General features: G+C 72.6%; 17 protein-coding genes. 6 read left to right on the top strand and 11 right to left on the bottom strand.

Annotated elements, in window-relative coordinates:
* Window positions 1-120 precede the first annotated feature (120 nt).
* The 3 genes from OG589_RS00325 (at window position 121) to OG589_RS00315 (ending at window position 4,055) form a co-directional block, all read left to right on the top strand.
* A complete protein-coding gene (locus OG589_RS00325) occupies window positions 121-618 on the top strand; it encodes a PH domain-containing protein (RefSeq protein WP_405145146.1) in 498 nt (165 codons plus the stop codon).
* Window positions 615-2,282: a PH domain-containing protein gene (locus OG589_RS00320; protein ID WP_405145145.1), complete on the top strand. Its 1,668-nt coding sequence runs from the start codon at window positions 615-617 to the stop codon at window positions 2,280-2,282. The genes OG589_RS00325 and OG589_RS00320 overlap by 4 nt, the downstream gene beginning before the upstream one ends.
* A gap of 102 nt (window positions 2,283-2,384) precedes the next feature.
* Window positions 2,385-4,055 (top strand): RecQ family ATP-dependent DNA helicase, encoded by a 1,671-nt coding sequence (locus OG589_RS00315; protein ID WP_405145144.1) that lies wholly within the window; start codon window positions 2,385-2,387, stop codon window positions 4,053-4,055.
* Here OG589_RS00315 and OG589_RS00310 read toward each other — a convergent pair.
* The 7 genes from OG589_RS00310 to OG589_RS00280 form a co-directional block, all read right to left on the bottom strand.
* Window positions 4,052-4,720, bottom strand: coding sequence for a response regulator (locus OG589_RS00310; protein WP_405145143.1), 669 nt, complete (start codon window positions 4,718-4,720; stop codon window positions 4,052-4,054). The two genes, OG589_RS00315 and OG589_RS00310, sit on opposite strands and share 4 nt — an antisense overlap.
* Window positions 4,717-7,266 (bottom strand): DUF4118 domain-containing protein, encoded by a 2,550-nt coding sequence (locus OG589_RS00305; protein ID WP_405145142.1) that lies wholly within the window; start codon window positions 7,264-7,266, stop codon window positions 4,717-4,719. Before OG589_RS00305 ends, OG589_RS00310 begins: the two co-directional genes overlap by 4 nt.
* Window positions 7,267-7,331: 65 nt before the next feature.
* A complete protein-coding gene (locus tag OG589_RS00300; protein ID WP_405145141.1) occupies window positions 7,332-8,057 on the bottom strand; it encodes a phosphatase PAP2 family protein in 726 nt (241 codons plus the stop codon).
* Window positions 8,041-8,862 (bottom strand): phosphatase PAP2 family protein, encoded by an 822-nt coding sequence (locus OG589_RS00295; protein WP_405145140.1) that lies wholly within the window; start codon window positions 8,860-8,862, stop codon window positions 8,041-8,043. The genes OG589_RS00300 and OG589_RS00295 overlap by 17 nt, the downstream gene beginning before the upstream one ends.
* 59 nt (window positions 8,863-8,921) lie before the next feature.
* Complete coding sequence (locus tag OG589_RS00290) at window positions 8,922-9,935, bottom strand: YihY/virulence factor BrkB family protein (RefSeq protein WP_405145139.1); 1,014 nt, start codon at window positions 9,933-9,935, stop codon at window positions 8,922-8,924.
* A 3-nt stretch (window positions 9,936-9,938) separates the two neighbouring features.
* Window positions 9,939-10,811 carry a diacylglycerol/lipid kinase family protein gene (locus OG589_RS00285; protein ID WP_405145138.1) on the bottom strand — a complete coding sequence of 291 codons (873 nt, stop codon included), beginning with the start codon at window positions 10,809-10,811 and terminating at the stop codon, window positions 9,939-9,941.
* Window positions 10,812-10,890: 79 nt separating this feature from the next.
* The gene (locus OG589_RS00280; protein WP_405145137.1) at window positions 10,891-11,628 is read right to left on the bottom strand and encodes a PP2C family protein-serine/threonine phosphatase; all 738 of its coding nucleotides are present in this window, start codon (window positions 11,626-11,628) and stop codon (window positions 10,891-10,893) included.
* Between the two features lie 123 nt (window positions 11,629-11,751).
* On the opposite strand from OG589_RS00280, the gene OG589_RS00275 reads away from it, so the two are divergent.
* On the top strand, window positions 11,752-13,695 hold the full coding sequence (locus OG589_RS00275; RefSeq protein ID WP_405145136.1) for an N-6 DNA methylase: 1,944 nt from the start codon (window positions 11,752-11,754) through the stop codon (window positions 13,693-13,695).
* Window positions 13,696-13,733: 38 nt separating this feature from the next.
* On the top strand, window positions 13,734-14,627 hold the full coding sequence (locus tag OG589_RS00270; RefSeq protein WP_405145135.1) for a serine/threonine-protein kinase: 894 nt from the start codon (window positions 13,734-13,736) through the stop codon (window positions 14,625-14,627).
* 42 nt (window positions 14,628-14,669) lie between these two features.
* Here the strand turns inward: OG589_RS00270 and OG589_RS00265 are convergent, their stop codons facing one another.
* Complete coding sequence (locus OG589_RS00265) at window positions 14,670-15,137, bottom strand: MarR family winged helix-turn-helix transcriptional regulator (protein WP_405145134.1); 468 nt, start codon at window positions 15,135-15,137, stop codon at window positions 14,670-14,672.
* Window positions 15,138-15,255: 118 nt separating this feature from the next.
* Here OG589_RS00265 and OG589_RS00260 point away from each other — a divergent pair, with 118 nt between their 5' ends.
* Window positions 15,256-16,269, top strand: a complete 1,014-nt coding sequence (locus tag OG589_RS00260) for an RDD family protein (protein ID WP_405145133.1) — start codon at window positions 15,256-15,258, stop codon at window positions 16,267-16,269.
* Window positions 16,270-16,309: 40 nt separating this feature from the next.
* Here the strand turns inward: OG589_RS00260 and OG589_RS00255 are convergent, their stop codons facing one another.
* From OG589_RS00255 to OG589_RS00245, 3 genes are read right to left on the bottom strand one after another with little or no spacing between them, the layout of a single operon-like run.
* Window positions 16,310-17,914 (bottom strand): amidohydrolase family protein, encoded by a 1,605-nt coding sequence (locus OG589_RS00255; RefSeq protein ID WP_405145132.1) that lies wholly within the window; start codon window positions 17,912-17,914, stop codon window positions 16,310-16,312.
* Window positions 17,915-17,939: 25 nt separating this feature from the next.
* A complete protein-coding gene (locus OG589_RS00250; RefSeq protein WP_405145131.1) occupies window positions 17,940-19,070 on the bottom strand; it encodes a globin domain-containing protein in 1,131 nt (376 codons plus the stop codon).
* 4 nt (window positions 19,071-19,074) lie between these two features.
* Window positions 19,075-19,743 (bottom strand): pyridoxamine 5'-phosphate oxidase family protein, encoded by a 669-nt coding sequence (locus tag OG589_RS00245; protein ID WP_405145130.1) that lies wholly within the window; start codon window positions 19,741-19,743, stop codon window positions 19,075-19,077.
* Window positions 19,744-19,944: the final 201 nt, after the last annotated feature.

The following is a 19,944-nucleotide window of genomic DNA, read 5'->3' as shown; positions in this document are numbered from 1 at the left end:
GTTCCCGGCGCCCTGGAGGATCGGCCCGGCGAAGGCGCCTGACCGTTATGACATTTGTCCCAGCCAACTGTGGAACATCCACACTGCGCCGATCGGTGACGGTACTGACAGAGTGGAGAGGTGGAAAACGCTGACCTCTCCCTCCGGCCGCCACGGCACCGTGTCAGCCGCACCGCGATCTGGTTCTGGGGTGTGCGAGCCGCCATGGGATGGCTCGCACTGATCGCCGCGCAGGTCGTGTGGGCCGTGGCCGACGACGGCAACCGCGCCGTCCACCTCACCGTCCTCGCCGTCACCGTCGTCCTCGGCCTGGCCCACGTGACCGTGATGCCGTGGTGGAGGTACCGGGTCCACCGCTGGGAGACCACGGCCGACGCCGTCTACACCCAGTCGGGATGGCTCCAGCAGGAGTGGCGCATCGCGCCGATCTCCCGCATCCAGACCGTGGACAGCGAGCGCGGGCCGCTTGAGCAGCTCTTCGGACTGGCCAACGTCACGGTCACCACCGCGTCGGCCGCGGGACCGCTGCGCGTCAACGGCCTCGATCGCGGTACGGCGCAGCGCCTCGTGGACGAGCTGACCGCGAACACCCAGGCGACGACCGGTGATGCCACGTGACCGGCACGGCAGGCACAGAGGATGCGGGCCGGTGGCGGCGGCTCAGCAGGCGCATGCTGGTGATCCATCCCTTCCAGGAGGTCGTGCGCAGCGCCCCCGCGCTGATCGGCCTGCTGTTCGCCGGATCCACCCAGGGCGGGCGCGGGCACCTGTGGAGCCTGGCCGGCCTCGGCATCATGCTCGTCGTGGGCACCCTGCGGTGGTTCACCACGACCTACCGCGTCACGCCGCAGTACGTCCAGGTGCGCAAGGGCCTGTTCCGCAGGCAGGTGCTGACCGCTCCGCGCGACCGGATCAGGACGGTCGACGTCACCTCCCACGTGCTTCACCGCCTCCTCGGGCTGGCCAGGGTCGAGATCGGCACCGGCCGGTCCGACAGGAAGGACGGCGGCACGCTCAAGCTCGACGCGCTCCACGCGACCGAGGTGGAACGGCTGCGCGACGAGCTGCTGCACCGCCGTCCCGCCGCCCCGGGCGCCGTCGTCCCGGCTCCGTCCACGGCGCCCGTCACCTCGGGCGGCCCGGTCACCCCCGACGACGCGGCGCCGTCCGGTGGCCCGGCCACGGCCGGTGGGGCCGTCTCCCCGGCAGAGGACGCGTACGCCCGCAGGTCCGCCGAGACCGAGCTGGCCGCGCTGCGACCGGCCTGGATCCGCTTCGGCCCGTTCACCCTGTCGGGGCTGGTCACGGTGGGCGTGCTCGCGGGTTTCGTCTCGCGCATCGCGTCCGAGGGCAACGTCGACCTGCTGTCGATAGGGCCGGTGCGGCAGGTGGCCGACTGGTTCGGCCGGGGAGCGCTCTGGCTGCAGGTCGCCGGCTCGGTGGCGCTGCTCGCGGTGTTCGTCGCCGTCGCCTCCACGCTCGGGTACGTGCTCGCGTTCTGGCGGTTCCGGCTCACCCGTACGGCCGGCGGCACCCTGCACGTGACCCGTGGCCTCATCACCACGCGGGCCACCACGCTGGAGGAGCGCCGCCTCCGCGGCGTCGAGCTCAGCGAGCCACTGCTCCTGCGCGCGGCGAGCGGGGCCCGGGTCATCGCCGTGGCCACCGGCCTGCGGGTCGGGCGCGGCGCCCAGCGCGGCGGGTCGATGCTGCTGCCGCCCGCGCCGCGGGCCGAGGCCCAGGCCGTGGCCGCCCGCGTGCTCGGCACCGCCGGGCCGCTGGCGGCGGAGCTCGTCCCCCACGGCCCCGCGGCCCTGCGCCGCCGCTTCACCCGCGCCCTGGCCTGCTGCGGAAGCCTCACCTTGGTGCTCCTGGCCCTGTGGCACTGGACGGGACTGCCCGCCTGGACCTGGCAGGCGGCCATCGTGGTCACGGTCGCGGCCATGCCCCTGGCGGCCGACCGCTACCGGAGCCTCGGCCACACGGTCGCGGAAGGCCATCTCGTCACGCGCTGGGGCTCGGTCGTACGGCGGCACGTGGCACTGAAGAACGACGGCATCATCGGGTGGAACCTCAGCAGGTCGTTCTTCCAGCGGCGCGCCGGTCTCGCCACGCTGACGGCGACCACCGCGGCGGGCCGCCAGGGGTACGGCGTCTGGGACGTCGACCTCGCCGAGGCGCTGCGCGTCGCGGACCAGGGGATCCCCGGGCTGCTCACCCCGTTCCTCGTGAACGCCGGCACGGCGGGCCCTCAGCCCGCGGAAACGCGCCCGCGCGCGTAGTTCCCCAGATCGAGGGCACTTGACCCCCGGCCGCGGGTGACGCGGCCGCCGATCGGCTCCGATGGCGGGCGGACCGGCGTGGAACGAGAGGGAACGAGCCTCATGGGTCTGGCTAGAAGGTTCGGCGACCGGTTCGGACGCAAGGGTCGGCGGCTGCGCACGGTGGCCCGGGAGGCGTTCGGGTGGCAGGATCTCCGGCCGGGGCAGCAGGAGGCGATGGAGCACCTGCTGGCCGGGCGTGACGTGCTCGTCGTCATGCCGACCGGCAGCGGCAAGTCGGCGGTGTACCAAATACCGGCCCTGCTGCTCGACGGCCCCACGGTCGTGGTCTCGCCGCTGATCGCCCTGCAGCGCGACCAGGTGGCCGGGCTCGCCGAGGCGAACGCCGGGGGCGCCGTCGCGGTGAACTCCGCGCAGTCCGACGGCACCAGCGACGCGTCGTTCGACCAGATTCGCGCGGGCGCCGCCGAGTTCGTCTTCCTGTCCCCCGAGCAGCTCGCCAAGCCCGAGGTGATCGACCGGCTGCGCGCGGCGCGGCCTTCGCTGATCGCCATCGACGAGGCGCACTGCGTGTCGGCGTGGGGCCACGACTTCCGGCCCGACTACCTGCGGCTGGGCCAGGCCATCGAGCGGCTCGGCCACCCTCCCGTGGTCGCCCTGACCGCCACCGCCGCCCCGCTGGTCCGCGACGACATCCTCACCTCCCTCGGGCTGCCGGACGCGCGGCAGGTCGTCCGGGGCTTCGACCGGCCAAACATCGATCTGGAGGTGCGCCGGTTCGTCGGCAAGGAGGCCAAGCGGCGCGCCCTCATCGAGGACGCCGCCTCCCGCCCCGGCCTTGGCCTGGTGTACGTGGCCACGCGCCGCGCCGCCGACGACTACGCCGCCGCACTGCGGGACGCGGGACGGCGGGCGGAGGCGTACCACGCGGGGATGAAGGCGGCCGACCGCCACCGCGTCCACGAACTGTTCCGCGACGACGGGCTGGACGTGGTCGTCGCGACCTCGGCGTTCGGCATGGGCATCGACAAGCCCGACGTCAGGTACGTGCTGCACTCCGACCCGCCCGAGTCGCCGGACTCCTACTACCAGGAGATCGGCCGCGCGGGCCGCGACCGGGAGCCGGCCTCCGCCGTGCTGTTCTACCGGCCGGAGGACCTCGGCATCCGCAGGTTCTTCGCCGGTGGACGCGTCGACGAGGAGCTGCTGAAGCGGGTGGCGACGCTCGTCCACGAGCACGGCGGCACCGTACCCGCGCCCGAGCTGAGGAACCTGCTGGACGTGGGCCCGTCCAAGCTGACGGGGGTGGTCAACCTGCTGGAGCGGGTCGGAGCCGTCACGGTCACCGAGAGCGGCGACCTGCGCTCGATCGCCGGCGGGCCCTCGCCGGACCGTGCCGCGGCCGAGGCCGCCGGGCTGGACGACACCCGGCGCCGGGTCGACGAGTCGCGCATCGAGATGATGCGCGGCTACGCCGAGACGACGGGCTGCCGGCGAAGGGCGCTGCTGGAGTACTTCGGCGAGCCGTACGAGCGGGTCTGCGGGAACTGCGACACCTGCCGCTCGGGCGCGACGGCCCCCGCCGCCCCGGCCGAGCAGGCGGGCGACGGGCCCTTCCCGATGCACGCCAAGGTACGGCACAGCGCGTGGGGACCCGGGGTGGTCATGAGCCGGGAGCCCGACCGGGTCACCGTGCTCTTCGAGGACGTGGGCTACAAGACCCTCTCCCTGGAGGCCGTCGAACGCGACAACCTCCTCGTACTCGCGGGCTAGGGCTGGAAGCGGTAGCCCATGCCCGGTTCTGTGAGCAGGTGGCGGGGGTGGGCGGGGTCGGCTTCGAGCTTGCGCCGGAGCTGCACCATGTACTGCCGCAGGTAGTGGGTCTCCTTGACGTAACCGCCGCCCCAGACCTCGGTGAGGAGGCGGCGCTGGCTGATCAGCTTGCCCGGGTTGCGGAGCAGGATCGACAGCAGGTGCCACTCGGTCGGGGTGAGCCGCACCCCGCCTGAGACGGTCATTCCGACCAGGTCGACCACGTGGTCCCCGATCGGGATCTCGGCGAGCTCCTCCTCGTGGGTGGCCGCGCGCCTGGTCACGGCCCGGATCCTGGCCAGGAGCTCGTCGATGCCGAAGGGCTTGGTGACGTAGTCGTCCGCCCCGGCGTCGAGCGCGTCCACCTTGTCGGCGCTGCCGGCCCGGCCCGACAGGACGATGATCGGAACGCTGGTCCAGCCCCGCAGGCCGTGGATGACCTCCACACCGTCGATGTCCGGCAGCCCGAGGTCGAGCACGACCAGGTCCGGGTGCCATCCCGCGGCGTGGCGGAGCGCGGTGCTCCCGTCGCGGGCCACCTCGACGTCGTAGTGCCGTGCGACGAGGTTGATGCGCAACGCCCGCAGCAGCTGGGGTTCGTCGTCGACAACGAGGATCTTGGTCATACGGCGCCCGCTCTGGAGATGGGGAGGGTGAGGATCATGGTGAGGCCGCCTCCGGGGGTCTCCTCCGGCACGAGGCTGCCGCCCATGGCCTCGGTGAGTCCCCGGGCGAGCGCCAGGCCGAGGCCGACCCCGGTGTGGTTGTCGCGGTCGCCGAGACGCTGGAACGGCAGGAAGACCTGGTCGTGCTGGGAGACGGGGATGCCGGGCCCTCTGTCGATGATCCGGATCTCGACGTGCCGGCCGTACGAGCTGGCCGTGACCAGCACCTTCTCCCCCGGCGGGCTGTATCTGACCGCGTTGGCGATGAGGTTCACCAGCACGCGCTCCAGCAGCGCCGGGTCGGCGACGACCTCGGGCAGCTCGTCGGAGATCTCGTCGACGACCCGCTCGCGGTGCGGCCCGAGGTCGTCCAGCGCGCGGGGCATGACATCCTCCACGCCGACCGGCCCGGAGGCCACGCCGAGGACCCCGGCCTGCAGGCGGCTCATGTCCAGCAGGTTCGCGACCAGGCGGTCGAGCTTCTCCAGCGACTCGTCGGCGGTGGCCAGGAGCTCGCGGTAGTCCTCCCGGCTCCACTCGATGTCGCCGCGGAGGCTGTCCACCGCGGCCTTGGCCGAGGCGAGCGGGGAGCGCAGGTCGTGGCTGACGGCGGCGAGCAGGGCCGTACGCATCTTGTCGGCCTCCTCCAGCGGCCGCGCCCGCTCGGCCTCCTCGGCGAGGCGCTCCTGGCGGAGGGCGACGGCCGCCTCGGCCGCGAACGCCTCGACCACCCTGCGGTCGGCGGCGTCCAGCAGCCGCCCGCACAGCGCCATGACCAGGTCGTCGTCGATCACCACGTCGGTGTCCCCCTCGGCGGGGCAGCCGCACGGGCCGCCCCCCGCCGTCGCGACGACGCGCCAGGCGCGCGGATCGGACCGGTCGCCGGGGGTCGGCTCGACCTCGGGCCGCCGCTCCAGCAGGGTGACGGCCGTCAGCCCGAAGGTCTCCCGCAGCCGGGCGAGCAGCGAGGGAAGGGCGGCGTCGCCGCGCAGCACATGCCCGGCCAGGGTGGACAGCACCTCGGCGTCGGCGCCCGCCCGCGCGGCCTCGCGCGTACGGCGGGCCGCGACGTCGACCACGGCGCTGACCATCACCGCCACCAGCACGTACACGGTGAGAGCAAGGAGGTTCTCCGCCCGGGCGACGGTCAGCGTGTGGACCGGCGGGGTGAAGAAGAAGTTGAGCAGCCCGAACCCCAGCACCGCCGCCGTGACGGCCGGCCACATGCCGCCCACCAGTGCCACGGAGACGACCATGAGCAGGAACAGCAGGATCTCGGTCGGCAGCATGACGTGGGGGCGGAGCCCGTGGAGCACGAACGTCAGGACGGGCAGCCCGGCCAGCGTGAGCGCCCACCCGGCGCCGCGTCGCCGCCCCGTGAGCGCCGCCCCGGGCCGCGACGGCCGGGCCTGGCCCCTGCCGGCCACCTCGTGACTGATCATGTGGACGTCGATCGACCCGGAGAGCGCCGTCGTGGTCACGCCGACGCCCCGGGAGAAGACCTGCGCGAGCCGCCCGCGCCGTGATGCCCCGAGGACGAGCTGGGTGGCGTTCACGCCCCTGGCGAAGTCGAGCAGCGCGCGGGCGACGTCGTCGCCGACGACCTGGTGATAGCTGCCTCCCAGGCTCTCGATCAGGGCGCGCTGCCGCGCGAGGTGCGCGGGATCGGCCCCGGTCAGCCCGTCGGACCTGGTGACGTGCACGCCCATCAGGTCGGCGGCGCGGTTCCTGTCGGCGATCCTGGCGGCCCTGCGGATGAGCGTCTCGCCCTCCGGGCCTCCGGTGAGCGCCACCACCACGCGTTCCCTGGTCTCCCAGGTGCCCGCGATGCCGTGCTCCGCGCGGTAGCGGTCGAGCTGGTCCTCGACCTTGCCGGCGACCCAGAGCAGGGCCAGCTCGCGCAGGGCGGTGAGGTTCCCCACCCGGAAGTAGTTCGACAGCGCCGCGTCGATCTTCTCCGGCGCGTAGACATTGCCGTGGGCCATGCGGCGGCGCAGCGCCTCAGGGGCCATGTCGATCAGCTCGACCTGGTCGGCCCGCCGTACCACCTCGTCCGGGATCGTCTCGCGCTGGGGCACTCCCGTGATCTCCTGCACCACGTCGTTGATCGACTCCAGGTGCTGGATGTTGACCGTGGTGATCACGTCGATGCCCGCTTCGAGGATGTCCTCCACGTCCTGCCAGCGCTTGACGTTCCGCGAGCCTGGAACGTTGGTGTGCGCGATCTCGTCGACCAGCGCGACCTTCGGCCGCCGCCTGATCACCGCGTCGGGATCGAGCTCGGTGAAGACCGCGTCCCGGTACACCAGCGTGCACCGCGGCACGGCCTCCAGCCCTTCGAGCAGCTCGGCGGTATGGGCGCGGCCATGGGTCTCCACCAGGCCCACGACGACGTCCGTGCCCCGTCCGGCCCGGCGGTGCGCCTCCGCGAGCATCGCGAAGGTCTTCCCCACACCGGGCGCCGCGCCCAGATAGACCCGCAGCCGGCCCCTGTCGGGTTCCCCCATGAGTCCCAGGCTACGACCCCGCGCGTGGTCCCTTGATCAGGGCGGCCACGCGCGGGGCCGCGCGGCTACGCGGCGGCGGCGCGGGGCTCGGATCCCCTGCCCGGGATGAGCGGTGTGCCGAGGATGGCGTGGCCGACCACGGCGAGGCAGACGAAGCCGAGCACGAGGCCCCAGCTCACGTCGGTCAGGTGGTGCATGCCCCTGTACAGGCGGGAGATGCCGACGATCAGCGGGGCCGCGATGCCGAGCACCCACCACAGCACCTTGAGCGCGGTGTGGCGATGGGTGTGCAGGGCGAGCACGAGCGCCATCCCGCAGTAGAAGCCGACCGCGGCGCTGGTGTGCCCCGAGGGGAAGCTTGAGGTCGGCGGCGCGGGGTCGAGGTGGTGGACCGTCGGCCTTGGGCGCTGGATGAAGACCGTGGCCAGCAGGAACACCGCCGACTGCGTCCAGACGGACAGGATGATGAAGATCGACTCGCGCCACCGCCTGAAGACCAGCCGGAACGCGATCGCCGCGATGGCCGTCAGGACGATGATCACCGGTGTGTCCGAAAGCATCGAGCCGAAGTGTGTGAGCGTGTTGAACAGCGGGGTGCGGTCCTCAGCGAGCCCCTGGTTCACCGCCACCTCGCCCGCGACCTCGGCGTGCAGCGGCTTGATGATCAGCCACCCGACGCCGAGCGTGACCGCGGCGAGTAACACGAGGGGAAGCAGGATGAGGCGCAGCACCCATGCGACGGTCTCCGACGCCCGCGTGCCGCTCGCCGTCACCCTAGTGTCCGTGACCATACGTACTTCCCTTCGGGGAGATGTCTTCCTTGGCCTCCGGCTCGACACCCTCTCGGTGCGGCTCGGAGGGACGGCGTCCCATTTCACGACGCCAGGTCTCGAACGCGGCCGTCGTCGCCGCGACGACCGCCATGCCGAACACGACACCCGCCACCACGTCGCTGACCCAGTGCACGCCGAGGGCCACCCGCGTGTACGCGACCCCGACGACGATCACCGTCCCGACGATCCAGGCGATCACCCTCAGGCGGCGGCCGAGGACGGGCAGGAGCAGGAGGATCAGCACGCCGACGCCGAGCGTCACGTTCACCGCGTGCCCTGAGGGGAACGACGAGCCGGGCGCCAGGTCGACGGGGTTCGGCAGGTGGGGACGGGCGCGGGCCACGAGCACCTTGAGCCCCAGCCCGAGCAGCCCGCCGACCGCGATGGTCGTCACCGCCCAGGCCGCGAGCCGGGGGGCACGCCGGTAGACCAGCCAGGCCGCCGCCACCCCGATCAGCACCCGCCAGGTCCCGGGGCCGAAGACGTTGGTCCAGAGCCGCAGGAAGCTCACCCAGGCCGGATGCGCCAGCGCGTAGGTGTGCAGCGTGTCGGCCGCGCCCTCGTCGAGCCGGTTGAGCGGCCCGAACGAGGTCTCCACCAGGACCAGCAGGAGCGTGAACGGAATCAGGACGAGGATCACCGCGCCCGACGCGAGCGTGAGCCGCAGGCCCAGCCGCTTGTCGGGGTCGAACCGCTTCCCGAACCATCCGTCCCTGCCGCCGAACCACGATCCGCGCGTGCCGGCCTTCTGTGTTCCCTTCACGAACGACATTCCCTTCCCGTACCGGCGCCGCTTCCCCGAGCGGTTCCCGAACGTGCTCGTCACTGCCCGCATCCCGCCGGATCGGGCTTCGTGCCTCCCTCGGCTCCGGTACGGCTGCCCGCGGGACCGGGGTCGGCCTTGATCGGGCCGCCCGCGCCCCCTCGGCACGCCTCAAGCTGTGCCGCGAAGGACAGTCCGAGGAACAGCGCCACGGAGCTGAGCAGCGACCACAGAAGCAGCGCCATCACGGCGGTCAGCGGCCCGTAGGTCGCGCCGAAGGAGCCGGTGTTCTCGATATAGAAGGCCAGTGCCCAGGTGAACAGGGTCCAAAGCGCGAGAGCGACGATCGCCCCCGCCGCGAGCCAGGTGTGCCCCGGCTGCTTGCGCCGGGGCGCGGCGCGGAACAGCACCGAGGCCGACAGCACCGCGAGCAGGAAGCCGACCGGCCACCGCAGCACCGTCCAGGCCATGGTCGCCGTGTCCCCCCAGTCGTACACCCGCGCGATCGCGCGGCCGATGGCCTTGCCGCCCACCATGATCACGAACCCTAGGGTCATCAGGGAGCCGGCCGTGAGGGCCATCAGCACGGCCTTGGTGTACTTGCGGCGGAAGGGGCTGTCGCGCTCGACACCGTAGATGCGGTTGGCGCCGCGCTCGATCTGGGCCATGGCGGTCGTCAGCCCGACCACGGCGGTCACGAGGCCGAACCACAGGGCGATGGCACCGCCGTCACCGGCGTGGCGCTCGTTCACCGCGAGGGCGTCCTTGATGACCTCCTCGCCCGAGCCCGAGGCGAACTGGCGGATGATGAGCTGCATCACCTGCCCGAGCTCCTCCTGGTGGACCACCGAGCTGAGCCCGACGGCGGCGATGGCGCCGGGGATGATCGCCAGGCAGATCTGGAAGGCCAGCGCCCGCGAGTGGCTGAAGCCGTCGCCGTACCTGAACCGGACGAACGAGTCGCGGACGAGGTGCCACCCGCCGTACCGGCGCAGGGTCGCCCACGCGTCGTCGGCGCTGAGCTCCTCGCCGCTCATCGACCTGGTCTGCGGGACCGTGGTGGCCGTGCCCATGGGTCAGCGCTCCGTTCCGCGGGGCGTCCGCAGCAGCAGCGCCTTGGGGCTCGTCTCGACGGACATGGTGGTGCCGTAGCCGATGGGGTCGCCGTCGCACTCGTGCAGGACGGCCGGCTCGACGTCGATCTTGATCCGGGCGGCGGTGTACCGCTCCGCCCGCCGGTCGTAGCGCTGCGACCGCGTCAGCACGTGGCCCACCACGCGCAGCCAGTCCATCGGGGTGCGCGGGGCGAGGATGAGGATGTCGAGGTGCCCGTCGTCCGGCTGGGCGTCGGGCAGCAGGCGCAGGCCGCCCTGGAGCCGGCCGACGTTGCCGATCAGGACCATCATCGCCCGCCTGCGCAGCGTCGTGCGCCCGTCCAGGCAGAGCGTGACCTGGAACGGCCGGTCGCGCAGGTGCTTGACCAGGCCGCCCACGTAGGCGAGCCAGCCGATCTTGGCCTTGGCGCCGTCGCTCGTGCTGTGCGCCATGGACGCGTCGAGGCCGATGCCCGCCATGACGACGAACGGGCGGCCGTCGATCGCGCCGACGTCGATCGCCCGCGTCTCGCCTTCCACCCCGGTGCGGACGGCCTCCGCCAGCGTGGCGGGGAGCCCGAGATTGCGGGCCAGGAGGTTGCCGGTGCCGACGGACAGGATGGCCAAGGGCACCCCTGTGCCCATCAGTCCCTGGACGCACGCGCGCACGGTGCCGTCGCCGCCGGAGGCGAAGACCAGCTCGGCCCCCTCGGAAACGGCCCGCTCGGCCATGCTCACGCCGGGGTCCTCGGCCGTCGTCTCGATCCACAGCGGCTCGTCCCAGCCGTAACGCGCAAGCTCGGCCGTCACCTCGGCGCGGTGGCGGTCCATCTCGGACACCTTGGTCGGGTTCACAATCACTGCAGCTTGGGGCACGGCAGTGCTTGCTACCCGGATTGCGGTGCTTTGAACGGCCGTTGCCGGGCGCCGGGGCTCAGGTGCCGGTCAGCACCTCGGCCACGACGCAGGTGATGTTGTCGGGCCCCCCGCCCTCCTTGGCGAGATCGATGAGCCGCTGGGCGGCCTCGCCCAGGTCGGTCATCGTGGTCAGGGTCTCGTGCAGCGCCTGCGGCCCGACCACGCCGCTGAGCCCGTCGGAGCAGATCAGGTAGCGGTCGCCCGCGCGGGCCTCGCGCATGGAGAGGTCGGGCTCGACGGACCCGCTCCCGCCGAGCGCCCGCATGAGCAGGGAGCGGCGCGGATGCGCGGCGGCCTGCTCGGGGGTCATCTGCCCGTCGTCCACGAGCGACTGGACCAGGGTGTGGTCACGCGTGATCTGGTAGAGGTACCCCTCGCGGAGCATGTAGGCACGGGAGTCGCCGATGTGGGCGAGCGCGAACCTCAGGCCGTCCCACAGCATGGCGGTGAGGGTCGTGCCCATGCCGGTGAGCTTGGGATCGCGCCCGGCCATGTCCTTCAGCCGCCGGTCGGCCTCGGAGATCGTGGTCTCCAGCGTTCCGAGCAGGTCGGCGCTGGGAGGGTCGCTGTCCAGGGCGGACATCGTGGCGATGACGGTCGCGCTGGCCACCTCGCCGTGGCTGTGCCCGCCCATCCCGTCGGCGACGGCGAGAAGCCTCGGACCGGCGTACACCGAGTCTTCGTTCTGCTGGCGGCGCAGGCCGACGTCGGTGCGAGCCGCGTAACGCAGCGTGAACGACGCGTTGTTCGACATGACCTCAGTAAATCATTGGTTGAAACACTTCACAACCATATAATTGGTGGATTGGAGCGGCATGGTCGACTAATCTGACCGTGGGGCGCCTGGGTAGACCCCGAGCAGGGAGATGCGACGCGAATGGGACACGACGCCATGTTGAACGCAGGCGACATCGCCCGGCTCGCCGATGTCGGGCGCGCGGCGGTGAGCAACTGGCGGCGCCGCTACGACGACTTCCCCCAGCCTGTGGGCGGCACGGCCGCGAGCCCGTTGTTCTCCCTCCCCGAGGTCGAGGACTGGCTGCGCCGTAATGGCAAATCCTATGAGATGTCGCTGGGCGACCGGGTCTGGCAGCGGTTACGGGCCTCCGGTGACGACCTGCGGCTCGGCGACCTGGTCGGCTGCGCGGGAGCCTTCCTGCTCTACCTGCGGCGCGAGCCCGACGGCTGGAAGGCGATCGCCCGGAGCCCCGAGCCCGCCAAGCGGCTCCACCAGGCCGCCGCCACCGCGACGGCCGACCTTCCCGTCCCGGTCGACTGGGGCCTGATCGACGCCCGGCTCTACCGGCTGATCGCCGACCTGGCCGCGGAGAACGGGCCGCTCGCCGCCTTCGAGCTGCTCTGCGAGCGCTACGCCGAGGCCCATTCCCGGCAGCTCTCCGTCACGCGGTCCGACGTCGCCGAGCAGGTGGCGCGGCTCGCCCGCCTGGAGGCCGCGACCGGCGGCACCTTCACCGTCTTCGACCCGGCGTGCGGCGTCGGGGGCCTCCTGCTGCCCTTCGCGGACACGCGGGTGCGCGGGCAGGAGAGCGGCGAGACCTCGGCGCTGCTCACGGCCGTACGGCTGCTGCTGCGCGACGCGCGCGCGGAGGTCGTCGCCGGCGACTCGCTCCGGCTCGACGGGTTCCCCGACGTGCGCGCCGACATCGTGGTCTGCGACCCGCCGTTCAACGAGCGCGCGTGGGGGTACGAGGAGCTGACCGGCGACCCCCGGTGGGAGTACGGCCTGCCGCCGCGCGGGGAGTCCGAGCTCGCCTGGGTGCAGCACTGCCTGGCCCACGCGCGCCCCGGCGGGCTGGTCGCCATCCTCATGCCCGCCGCCGCCGCGAGCCGCCGCCCCGGCAAGCGCATCCGGGGCAACCTGCTGCGGGCCGGCGCGCTGCGCGCGGTGGTCACGCTGTCGGCGGGAGGCCCTGACCTGTGGCTGCTGCGCCGCCCTGAGGCCGGCGAGCGCCCGCCGTCGCTGGTGCTGATGATGGACGCCACCGACAACCTCTCGACCGTAGAGGCCGCCTGGCGCGCGTTCACGGCCGATCCCGAGTCCGAGCCGCCCGGCACCGCGCGGGCCGTCCGCATCATCGACCTGCTGGACGACGAGGTCGACCTCAGCCCCGCGCGGCACCGCCCGCACCCGCCCCAGGAGGACCCGGCCCTCGGGTTCGGCGCGGTGGAGCACCGCTTCCGCGCGGCGGTGGCCGCGCTGCCCGAGGCGCTGCCCGGCATCGCGCCGCTCGCCGAGGCGCGCGACCTGCCGAGCACCACCGTCGGCGAGCTGGTCAGGGCGGGGCTGGTGACGATCCAGCAAGGGCCGCCGAGGATGCCTTCCGGCACCGGCGACCTGCCCGTGCTGACCGCCGCCGACCTCGCCACCGGGGGCGGGCCCTCCGGCCGCACCGGAAGCCACCAGGGTCACGTCGTCCTCGCGGCCGGGGACGTCGTCGCCACGAACACCACCGCGGAGACCGCCGTCCGCACCGTCGCCGAGGGCGGCGCCGTGCTCGGGCCCCAGCTCCACCTCTACCGGGTCGACCGCGAGCGGATGGATCCCGACTTCCTGGCCGGATACCTCCGCTACGCCGGCACGTCCGGCGCGGCTCGGGCGTATTCCGGGGCGAGCCGGGTCGACGCCCGCCGGGTGCGCATCCCAAGGCTCTCCCTTTCCGAGCAGCAGGTGTACGGCCGCGCCTTCCGCGAGCTGCTCGCCCTGGAGGACCGGCTGCGCGAGACGACCGCCCTGGGAGAGACGCTCGTCCGGCTAGGCTTTGACGGTCTGGTCGGCGGCCGCCTGCGGCCCAACGGTTAAGGGTGTATTTTTCCCCGATAGATCATCAGGAGGGGCGAATGGTCATCGGCGACCGGTACGTGCTCGACGACCTGCCCCTCGGCCAGGGCGGCATGGGCGCCGTCTACGGCGGCCACGACAGGCACCTCGACCGCAAGGTGGCCGTGAAGTTCCTGCGGTTCCCCGGCGGGCACGACGAGGAGCTGGAGCAGCGCTTCATGCGCGAGGCGCGCATCCTGGCCAGGCTGGAGCACGCGGGGGCGCCGATCCTCTACGACTTCGGCACCTTCGACCGGCGGCTGTTCCAGGTCATGCAGTTCATCGACGGCGTCACCGTCGCCGATCTCGTGAGCGAGCACGGGCCGCTCCCGGTGCCCTGGGCCGCCGCGATCACCGCCCAGGCGTGCGCGGTGCTGTCCGCCGCCCACGCCCTGTCCATCTGCCATCGCGACCTCAAGCCGACCAACCTCATGCTCTGTCCCGACGGCAGCGTCAAGGTGCTCGACTTCGGGCTCGCGATGCTGCGGGAGGCGGACGTCGCGCAGTTCACCCGCATCGGCCAGATCCTCGGCACCCCGGCGTACATGTCACCCGAGCAGATCCAGCGCGGGCTGGCGGGCCCGCGCAGCGACCTCTACGCCCTCGGCTGCGTCCTGCACGAGATGCTGACCGGACGGCAGCTCTTCGCCGGGCCCACGGAGTACGCCGTGTTCGAGAAGCAGGTGAACGAGACGCCTCCGGAGGTGCCCGGCGTGCCGGAGGAGCTGAACCGGCTGATCGCCGGCCTGCTGGAGAAGACGCCTGAGAACCGTCCCGCCGACGCGAACACGCTGTACGAGCGCCTGCAGCCCTTCGCGGTCGACCTTCCCATGCTCCCCGGGTTCCTCACCCCGCCCTCGGTGCCGAGCCCCGGCCGCATGTACGCCCGCGTGGTCGGCCGCGTCCTTCCCTGACCGTCTCAGCCTGGCCGGGCCCCGCCCGTCGCCCGGCTCTGGTCAGCAGCCGTCCGTCGTGTTCAGGTTGGTGAGCACGGCACCGAAGATGTCGTGTAGTTGCCGTACCTGCTCCGGGGTGAGCCGGTCGAACAGCACGCGACGCACCTCCTCGACATGCCCGGGGGCCGCCTCGGCCAGCGCGGCGAAGCCCTCGCCGGTGAGCGTGGCCACGGTCGTGCGGCCGTCGCCGGGGCGCTTGCGCCTTCGCACCCAGCCCTGCGCCTCCAGCTTGGCCACCGCGTGCGACAGCCTGCTGGCCGACGAGCGCACCAGCTGCGCCAGCTCGGTCATCGTCATCGAGCGCTCGGGCGCCTCCGACAGCATCGCCAGGATCATGTAGTACGTGTGCGGCATCGCGGCGTCCCGCTGGAGCTGCCGGTCGAGGGACTCGTGCAGGAGCTGCGAGGCCCAGAGAAAGGTACGCCAGGTCCTCTGCTCACCCTCGTCCAGCCACCGCGTCTCGCTCACGCCCCCAGTTTACCGGTTCACTTGAGCGCTCAATTGTGACGACCTGCCGCGCCGCCCCCGATGCGCGATCAGTATTCGATATCGTGCCGGATCATCCCGTATCGGCAGAGAGGTCGTCGTGTCGAGCTCCCCCTGGTTATCCCGGCTCTCGCTCCTGCTCTGGACCGGCGCTCTGGCGCTGGCCGTGTTCCCGACCTGGCACAGCGGGCTTCCCTGGGACGCCTGGCGCCTCTGGGACGACACGGTCGCCGGCCGGATCCCCGGCAACCCTTACGGGGAGCCGTTCCCGGTGTCGGTGGCCAGAGGCGACGCCGGCACGATCGTGCGGACGGCGCAGCAGTGGGGGGTCCCCGCCATCCTCGTGCTCGCCGGGTTCCTCGCGTGCGTCAGGTGGGGAAGGCCCCAGGCCACCGGGCGGCGCATCGCCTGCGTCCTGGCCCTGCTGGCGGTCGGCGGGCCGCTCGCCCGCCAGTACTTCTCCCCGGAAGCCTGCCTGATCTTCGGATTCGGCAGCGGCCGCTGGTCCGCGGCCTTGCTGGACGAGCTGGGCTGGACCCAGGCGGCCTACCTGGGAGCCGCCGTACTCGTCGTGCTCACGGCGCGCGCCATGGGCACCGGCGAACCCGAGCAGGATCAGCGGAGCGGCCCGCGGCCCGCGGTGGAGTGGCGGCGACCGGTCGCGGCCCTCGCCGACTACCTGCTCGTGCTGGTCATCGCCACCGTCGCCACCACGGGCCTCGACATGCTCGCGCTGCCGGGCTTCTCCCGCGACGTCGACCACGGGCTGCTGGGCGGCTACAAGCTCTGGGGCACCGGCCCCGCCTGGCCCCTGCTGGTGATCGCGGTCTTCATCTACTTCTGGGCACAGCACGCACGCTGGGGCCAGACGGTGGGCAAGCGGCTGCTGGGTGTGCGAGTCGTGTCGCTCCAGACGGACGCGCCGCCGTCCGTCGCCAGGGCCGCGCTGCGGGCCGTGGTGTTCCCCGCTCTCGCCATGGTCCCCGAGTACGGCGTGCTCATCATGCTCGCCGACGTGCTGTGGATGCTCGTCGACCCCCGGGCGCGCTGCCTGCACGACCGGCTCGCGGGGACGTTCGTCACCGCCGCGCGGCAGTACGTGCCCCAGCCGTGAGCGGGCTCGGCCGCCCCGGTGACGCCCCTTCGGCGGCCCCTCAGCGGGTGCCGGTGGGGGTGTGGCGGAGGGCTCTGCCGGGGAGGGCGCCGGTGGGGCGGCCGTCGGCGATGACGGGGACGCCGCCGACGAAGACGTACGGGATGCCGGTGGGCTGCCGGCGGGGGTCGTCGAAGGTGGCCGCGTCGCCGACCGTGAGCGGGTCGAACAGCACCAGGTCGGCGTGGTACCCCGGCCTGACCAGCCCGCGCTCGACGAGCCTCAGCCGCCTGGCGGCGTTGCCGGTGAGGTGGGCGACGCACTCCTCCAGCGTGAGCACGCCCTCGGCCCGCGCGTAGTGACCGAGGTAGCGGGGAAAGGAGCCCCACGCGCGGGGATGCGGCCGCGCGCCGGTGAGCAGGCCGTCGCTCCCGCACGTGTGCGCGGGGTGCCGCATGATGGCGCGCACGTTCTCCTCGTTGCCCACGAGCTGAAGGATCGTGGTGCCGAGCTCGTCGTCGAGCAGCTGCTCGCGGTACACCTCGAAGGGCGCGCGGCCTGAGTCGGCGGCCAGCCGGGCGATCGTACGGCCGACGCGGCCGGCGAGGGCGGGCGAGCGGGTGCCGGAGATCTGGATGGTGTCCCAGTCGACGGGCACGCCGTGGCAGCCGTCGGAGCCGTCCTCCTCCATGACCCGCCTGACGCGCTCTGCCGTCGCGGGGTCGCGGAGCCGCGCGAGGGTGTGGTCGGGACCGCCCTCGGACGCCCAGCTCGGCAGCAGCGCGGCCAGCGTGGTGGAGCCGGGCAGGTAGGGATAGGTGTCCAGGGTGATGTCGCAGCCGCCGTCGATCGCGGTGTCGAGCAGGCGCAGGAGCTCCCCCGCCCGGCCGGCGTTGACGGCGAAGTTCATCGTCGCGTGGGCCAGGTGCAGCGGGCAGCCCGACGCGCGCGACACCTCGACCATCTCGGCGTACGCCTCCAGCGCGCCCGCGCCGTACGAGCGGTGGTGCGGGGAGTAGTAGCCGCCGAGCCGGGCGACGACCCGGCACAGCTCCACCAGCTCATCGGTGCCCGCGTACATGCCGGGGGTGTAGGTGAGCCCGCTGGACATGCCGATCGCGCCCTCGGCCATGGCCTCGGCGACCAGCGTCTTCTGCCGCTCCAGCTCGGCCTCGGTGGGGGGCCGCGCGTCCCAGCCCATGGCCACCGCCCGCACTGTGCCCTGCGGCACGAGGTAGCAGGCGTTGACGGCGATGCCCCGGTCGAGCCGCGCGAGGTACTCGCCGACCGACCGCCAGTCCCAGTCGAACCCCTCGGGGTCGCCGTTCCATCCGGCGAGCTGCCTGCGGAGCTGCGCGAGCGTGGTGTCGTCGACGGGCGCGTACGACAGCCCGTCCTGCCCGAGGACCTCGCAGGTGACGCCCTGGCCGACCTTGGCCAGATGGCCGGGGTCCGACAGCAGGGCCAGGTCGGAGTGGGCGTGCATGTCGACGAAGCCGGGCGCGAGCACGAGCCCGTGCGCGTCGAGGCTCCGGCCGGGGCCGCCCTCCCCCGGCGGGGCGATCGCGGCGATCCGGCCGCCGCTCACGGTGACGTCCGCGGCGTAGGCGGGCGCGCCCGTGCCGTCGGCCACGCTCGCCCCCCGGACGACCAGCCCGTCCGTCACCCGGTCACCTCCCCGCCGATCTCCCTCAGGAGTACACCAGAGTGGGCGCCCCCGGCGTGAACTCGGTGTGGATGAGACGGGACGGCACGCCGAGGTGCAGCAGGCGGGAGGTCGTCACCTGCACCATGTCGGGCGAGCCGCAGACGAAGATGTCCCCGTCCAGGGCGACGCGGTGGTTGAGCAGCGCGTCCACCGCGCTCTCCCTGCGCCACTCCTGGGGGTCGTCGGAGACCGCCTTGACCACCCGCAGGCGCCGGTGATGGGAGCGCAGGGTGCGCAGGTCGGCGAGGTCGTAGGCGTCGCCGGCGTACCGGACGCCGTGGAAGAGGTCGATGCTCGGCCGGTCGGGCAGCCACATCGACTCCTCGATGAGCGCCTTGAGCGGCGAGAGCCCGGTGCCCCCCGCGATGAAGATCAGATGGGAGGTGCTCGCGCGTTCGAGGAGCAGGGAGCCGCGCGGCGGCCCGAGCTTGACGGTGTCGCCCGGGCGCGTGTGGTGGGCCAGCGCGGTGCTGACCCATCCCCCCGGCACGACCCGCACGTGGAAGGTCAACCGGTTGTCACGTCGCTGCGCGTTGGCGATCGAGTACGGCCGCCACACCTTGGGCCAGTAGGGCGTCTGCAGGGTGGCGTACTGGCCCGCCTTGTACGGGTAGGGCTGGTCGGGCTCGACGGTGATCACGGCGATCTCGCGCGTGCGCATCTCGTGCCCCACCACGACCCCGGTCCACGCGGGCGGCGTGTACGCGGCCTCCTGCTCGGCGGCCTGCACCATCACGTCGGCGATGAACTGGTAGGCGTCGATCCACGCCGAGTCGTACACGGCCCGCCAGGCGTCCCCGGCGTTGGCCCGCATGGCGATGACCAGGCACCGCCCCACGGCGGGATAGTGCTCCGGCACGACCCCGTACTTGCGGTGGTCGCGCGCGAGCTGGCCGAGGTACTCCCCGAGCCCCTCGATGTTCTCCAGGTTGAGCACGACCTGCGTGAGCGCCCGCAGCAGGCGGTCGCGCTGGCTGTCCATCGCTGGCGGGAACATCTCGCGGATGTGGGGATAGTCCGCGAAGAGCTTCGCGTAGAAGTGCATGGCGACCTTGTCGGCCACCGGCTCGACCAGAGCCCAGCTCTGGCGGATCAGTCCGATGTCGATGCTCATGGCGTTACTCGGCCGACCGGCCCGCTTCCTGTCGCTCGCGTTCACGGCCCCGCGTGGCGGCGACGCCGAAGTGGTCGTCGCCCGAGGGCCTGCGGCCCTCGGCGTCGCGGCGCCTGCGGTCCTGCCTGGCCAGGAGCGGGATGTGCTTGGAGCAGTGGATGTAGGCCTCCTCGACCTCGACCATGACCCACCGGTCGGCCCGGCGTCCGGGGGCGGTCTGGTCCTCGTCGGTCAGCCCATGGCGGCGGGCCGCGTCGTACGCGGTGGTGATGGTCGCCGCGCCGTTCACGTGCAGCCCCACCAGGTCGTCGAAGAAGTCGACGAACAGCAGGCTGAGGTGCGCGTTCTCCATGATGTTGCCCATGCTCGCGAGCACGCCGTTGCCCCGGAACTCCGGGTAGATCAGCCTGCCGGGGTCGAGCACCCGGACGAATCCCGGCGGGCCCGCGCGGAAGGAGGTGTCGCAGTTGCCCGCCGCGTCGGAGGTGCCGATGAAGGCCATCTCCTGGCGGGCGACGAACTCCTGCATCTCGGGCGTCAGGCGGTCGACCACCTGCCGGTCGTAGAAGCGGAGCGCCCGCTCTCGCGTGGAGAACAGGCTCTGGAGGAGGTGCTCGCCCCTCGACCCAGGCAGCCCTTCGCCCTCCCGACCGTCGTACGGCCCGTGCTCCATCTACGCTCCCATCACCGTCGCGTCCACCACTGCCCGAGGTGTGCAACGAAGCCGACCAATCGCCACAAAAACCCCATAGGCAACATCCGCCACAATAACGGGGGAATCACACACGTGCCCACGAACTACCGAAATAATCCTGACTTGCCCAAGTCATGCGCGGCGCCAGGCTTCCATGATCCCGGGGCACGCGTCAACCAT

It is taken from the genome of Sphaerisporangium sp. NBC_01403, assembly GCF_045040145.1.
Taxonomy (GTDB): domain Bacteria; phylum Actinomycetota; class Actinomycetes; order Streptosporangiales; family Streptosporangiaceae; genus Sphaerisporangium; species Sphaerisporangium viridialbum.
Note: the sequence above shows the minus strand (reverse complement) of the source record. Positions and strands in the feature narration are given on the sequence as shown.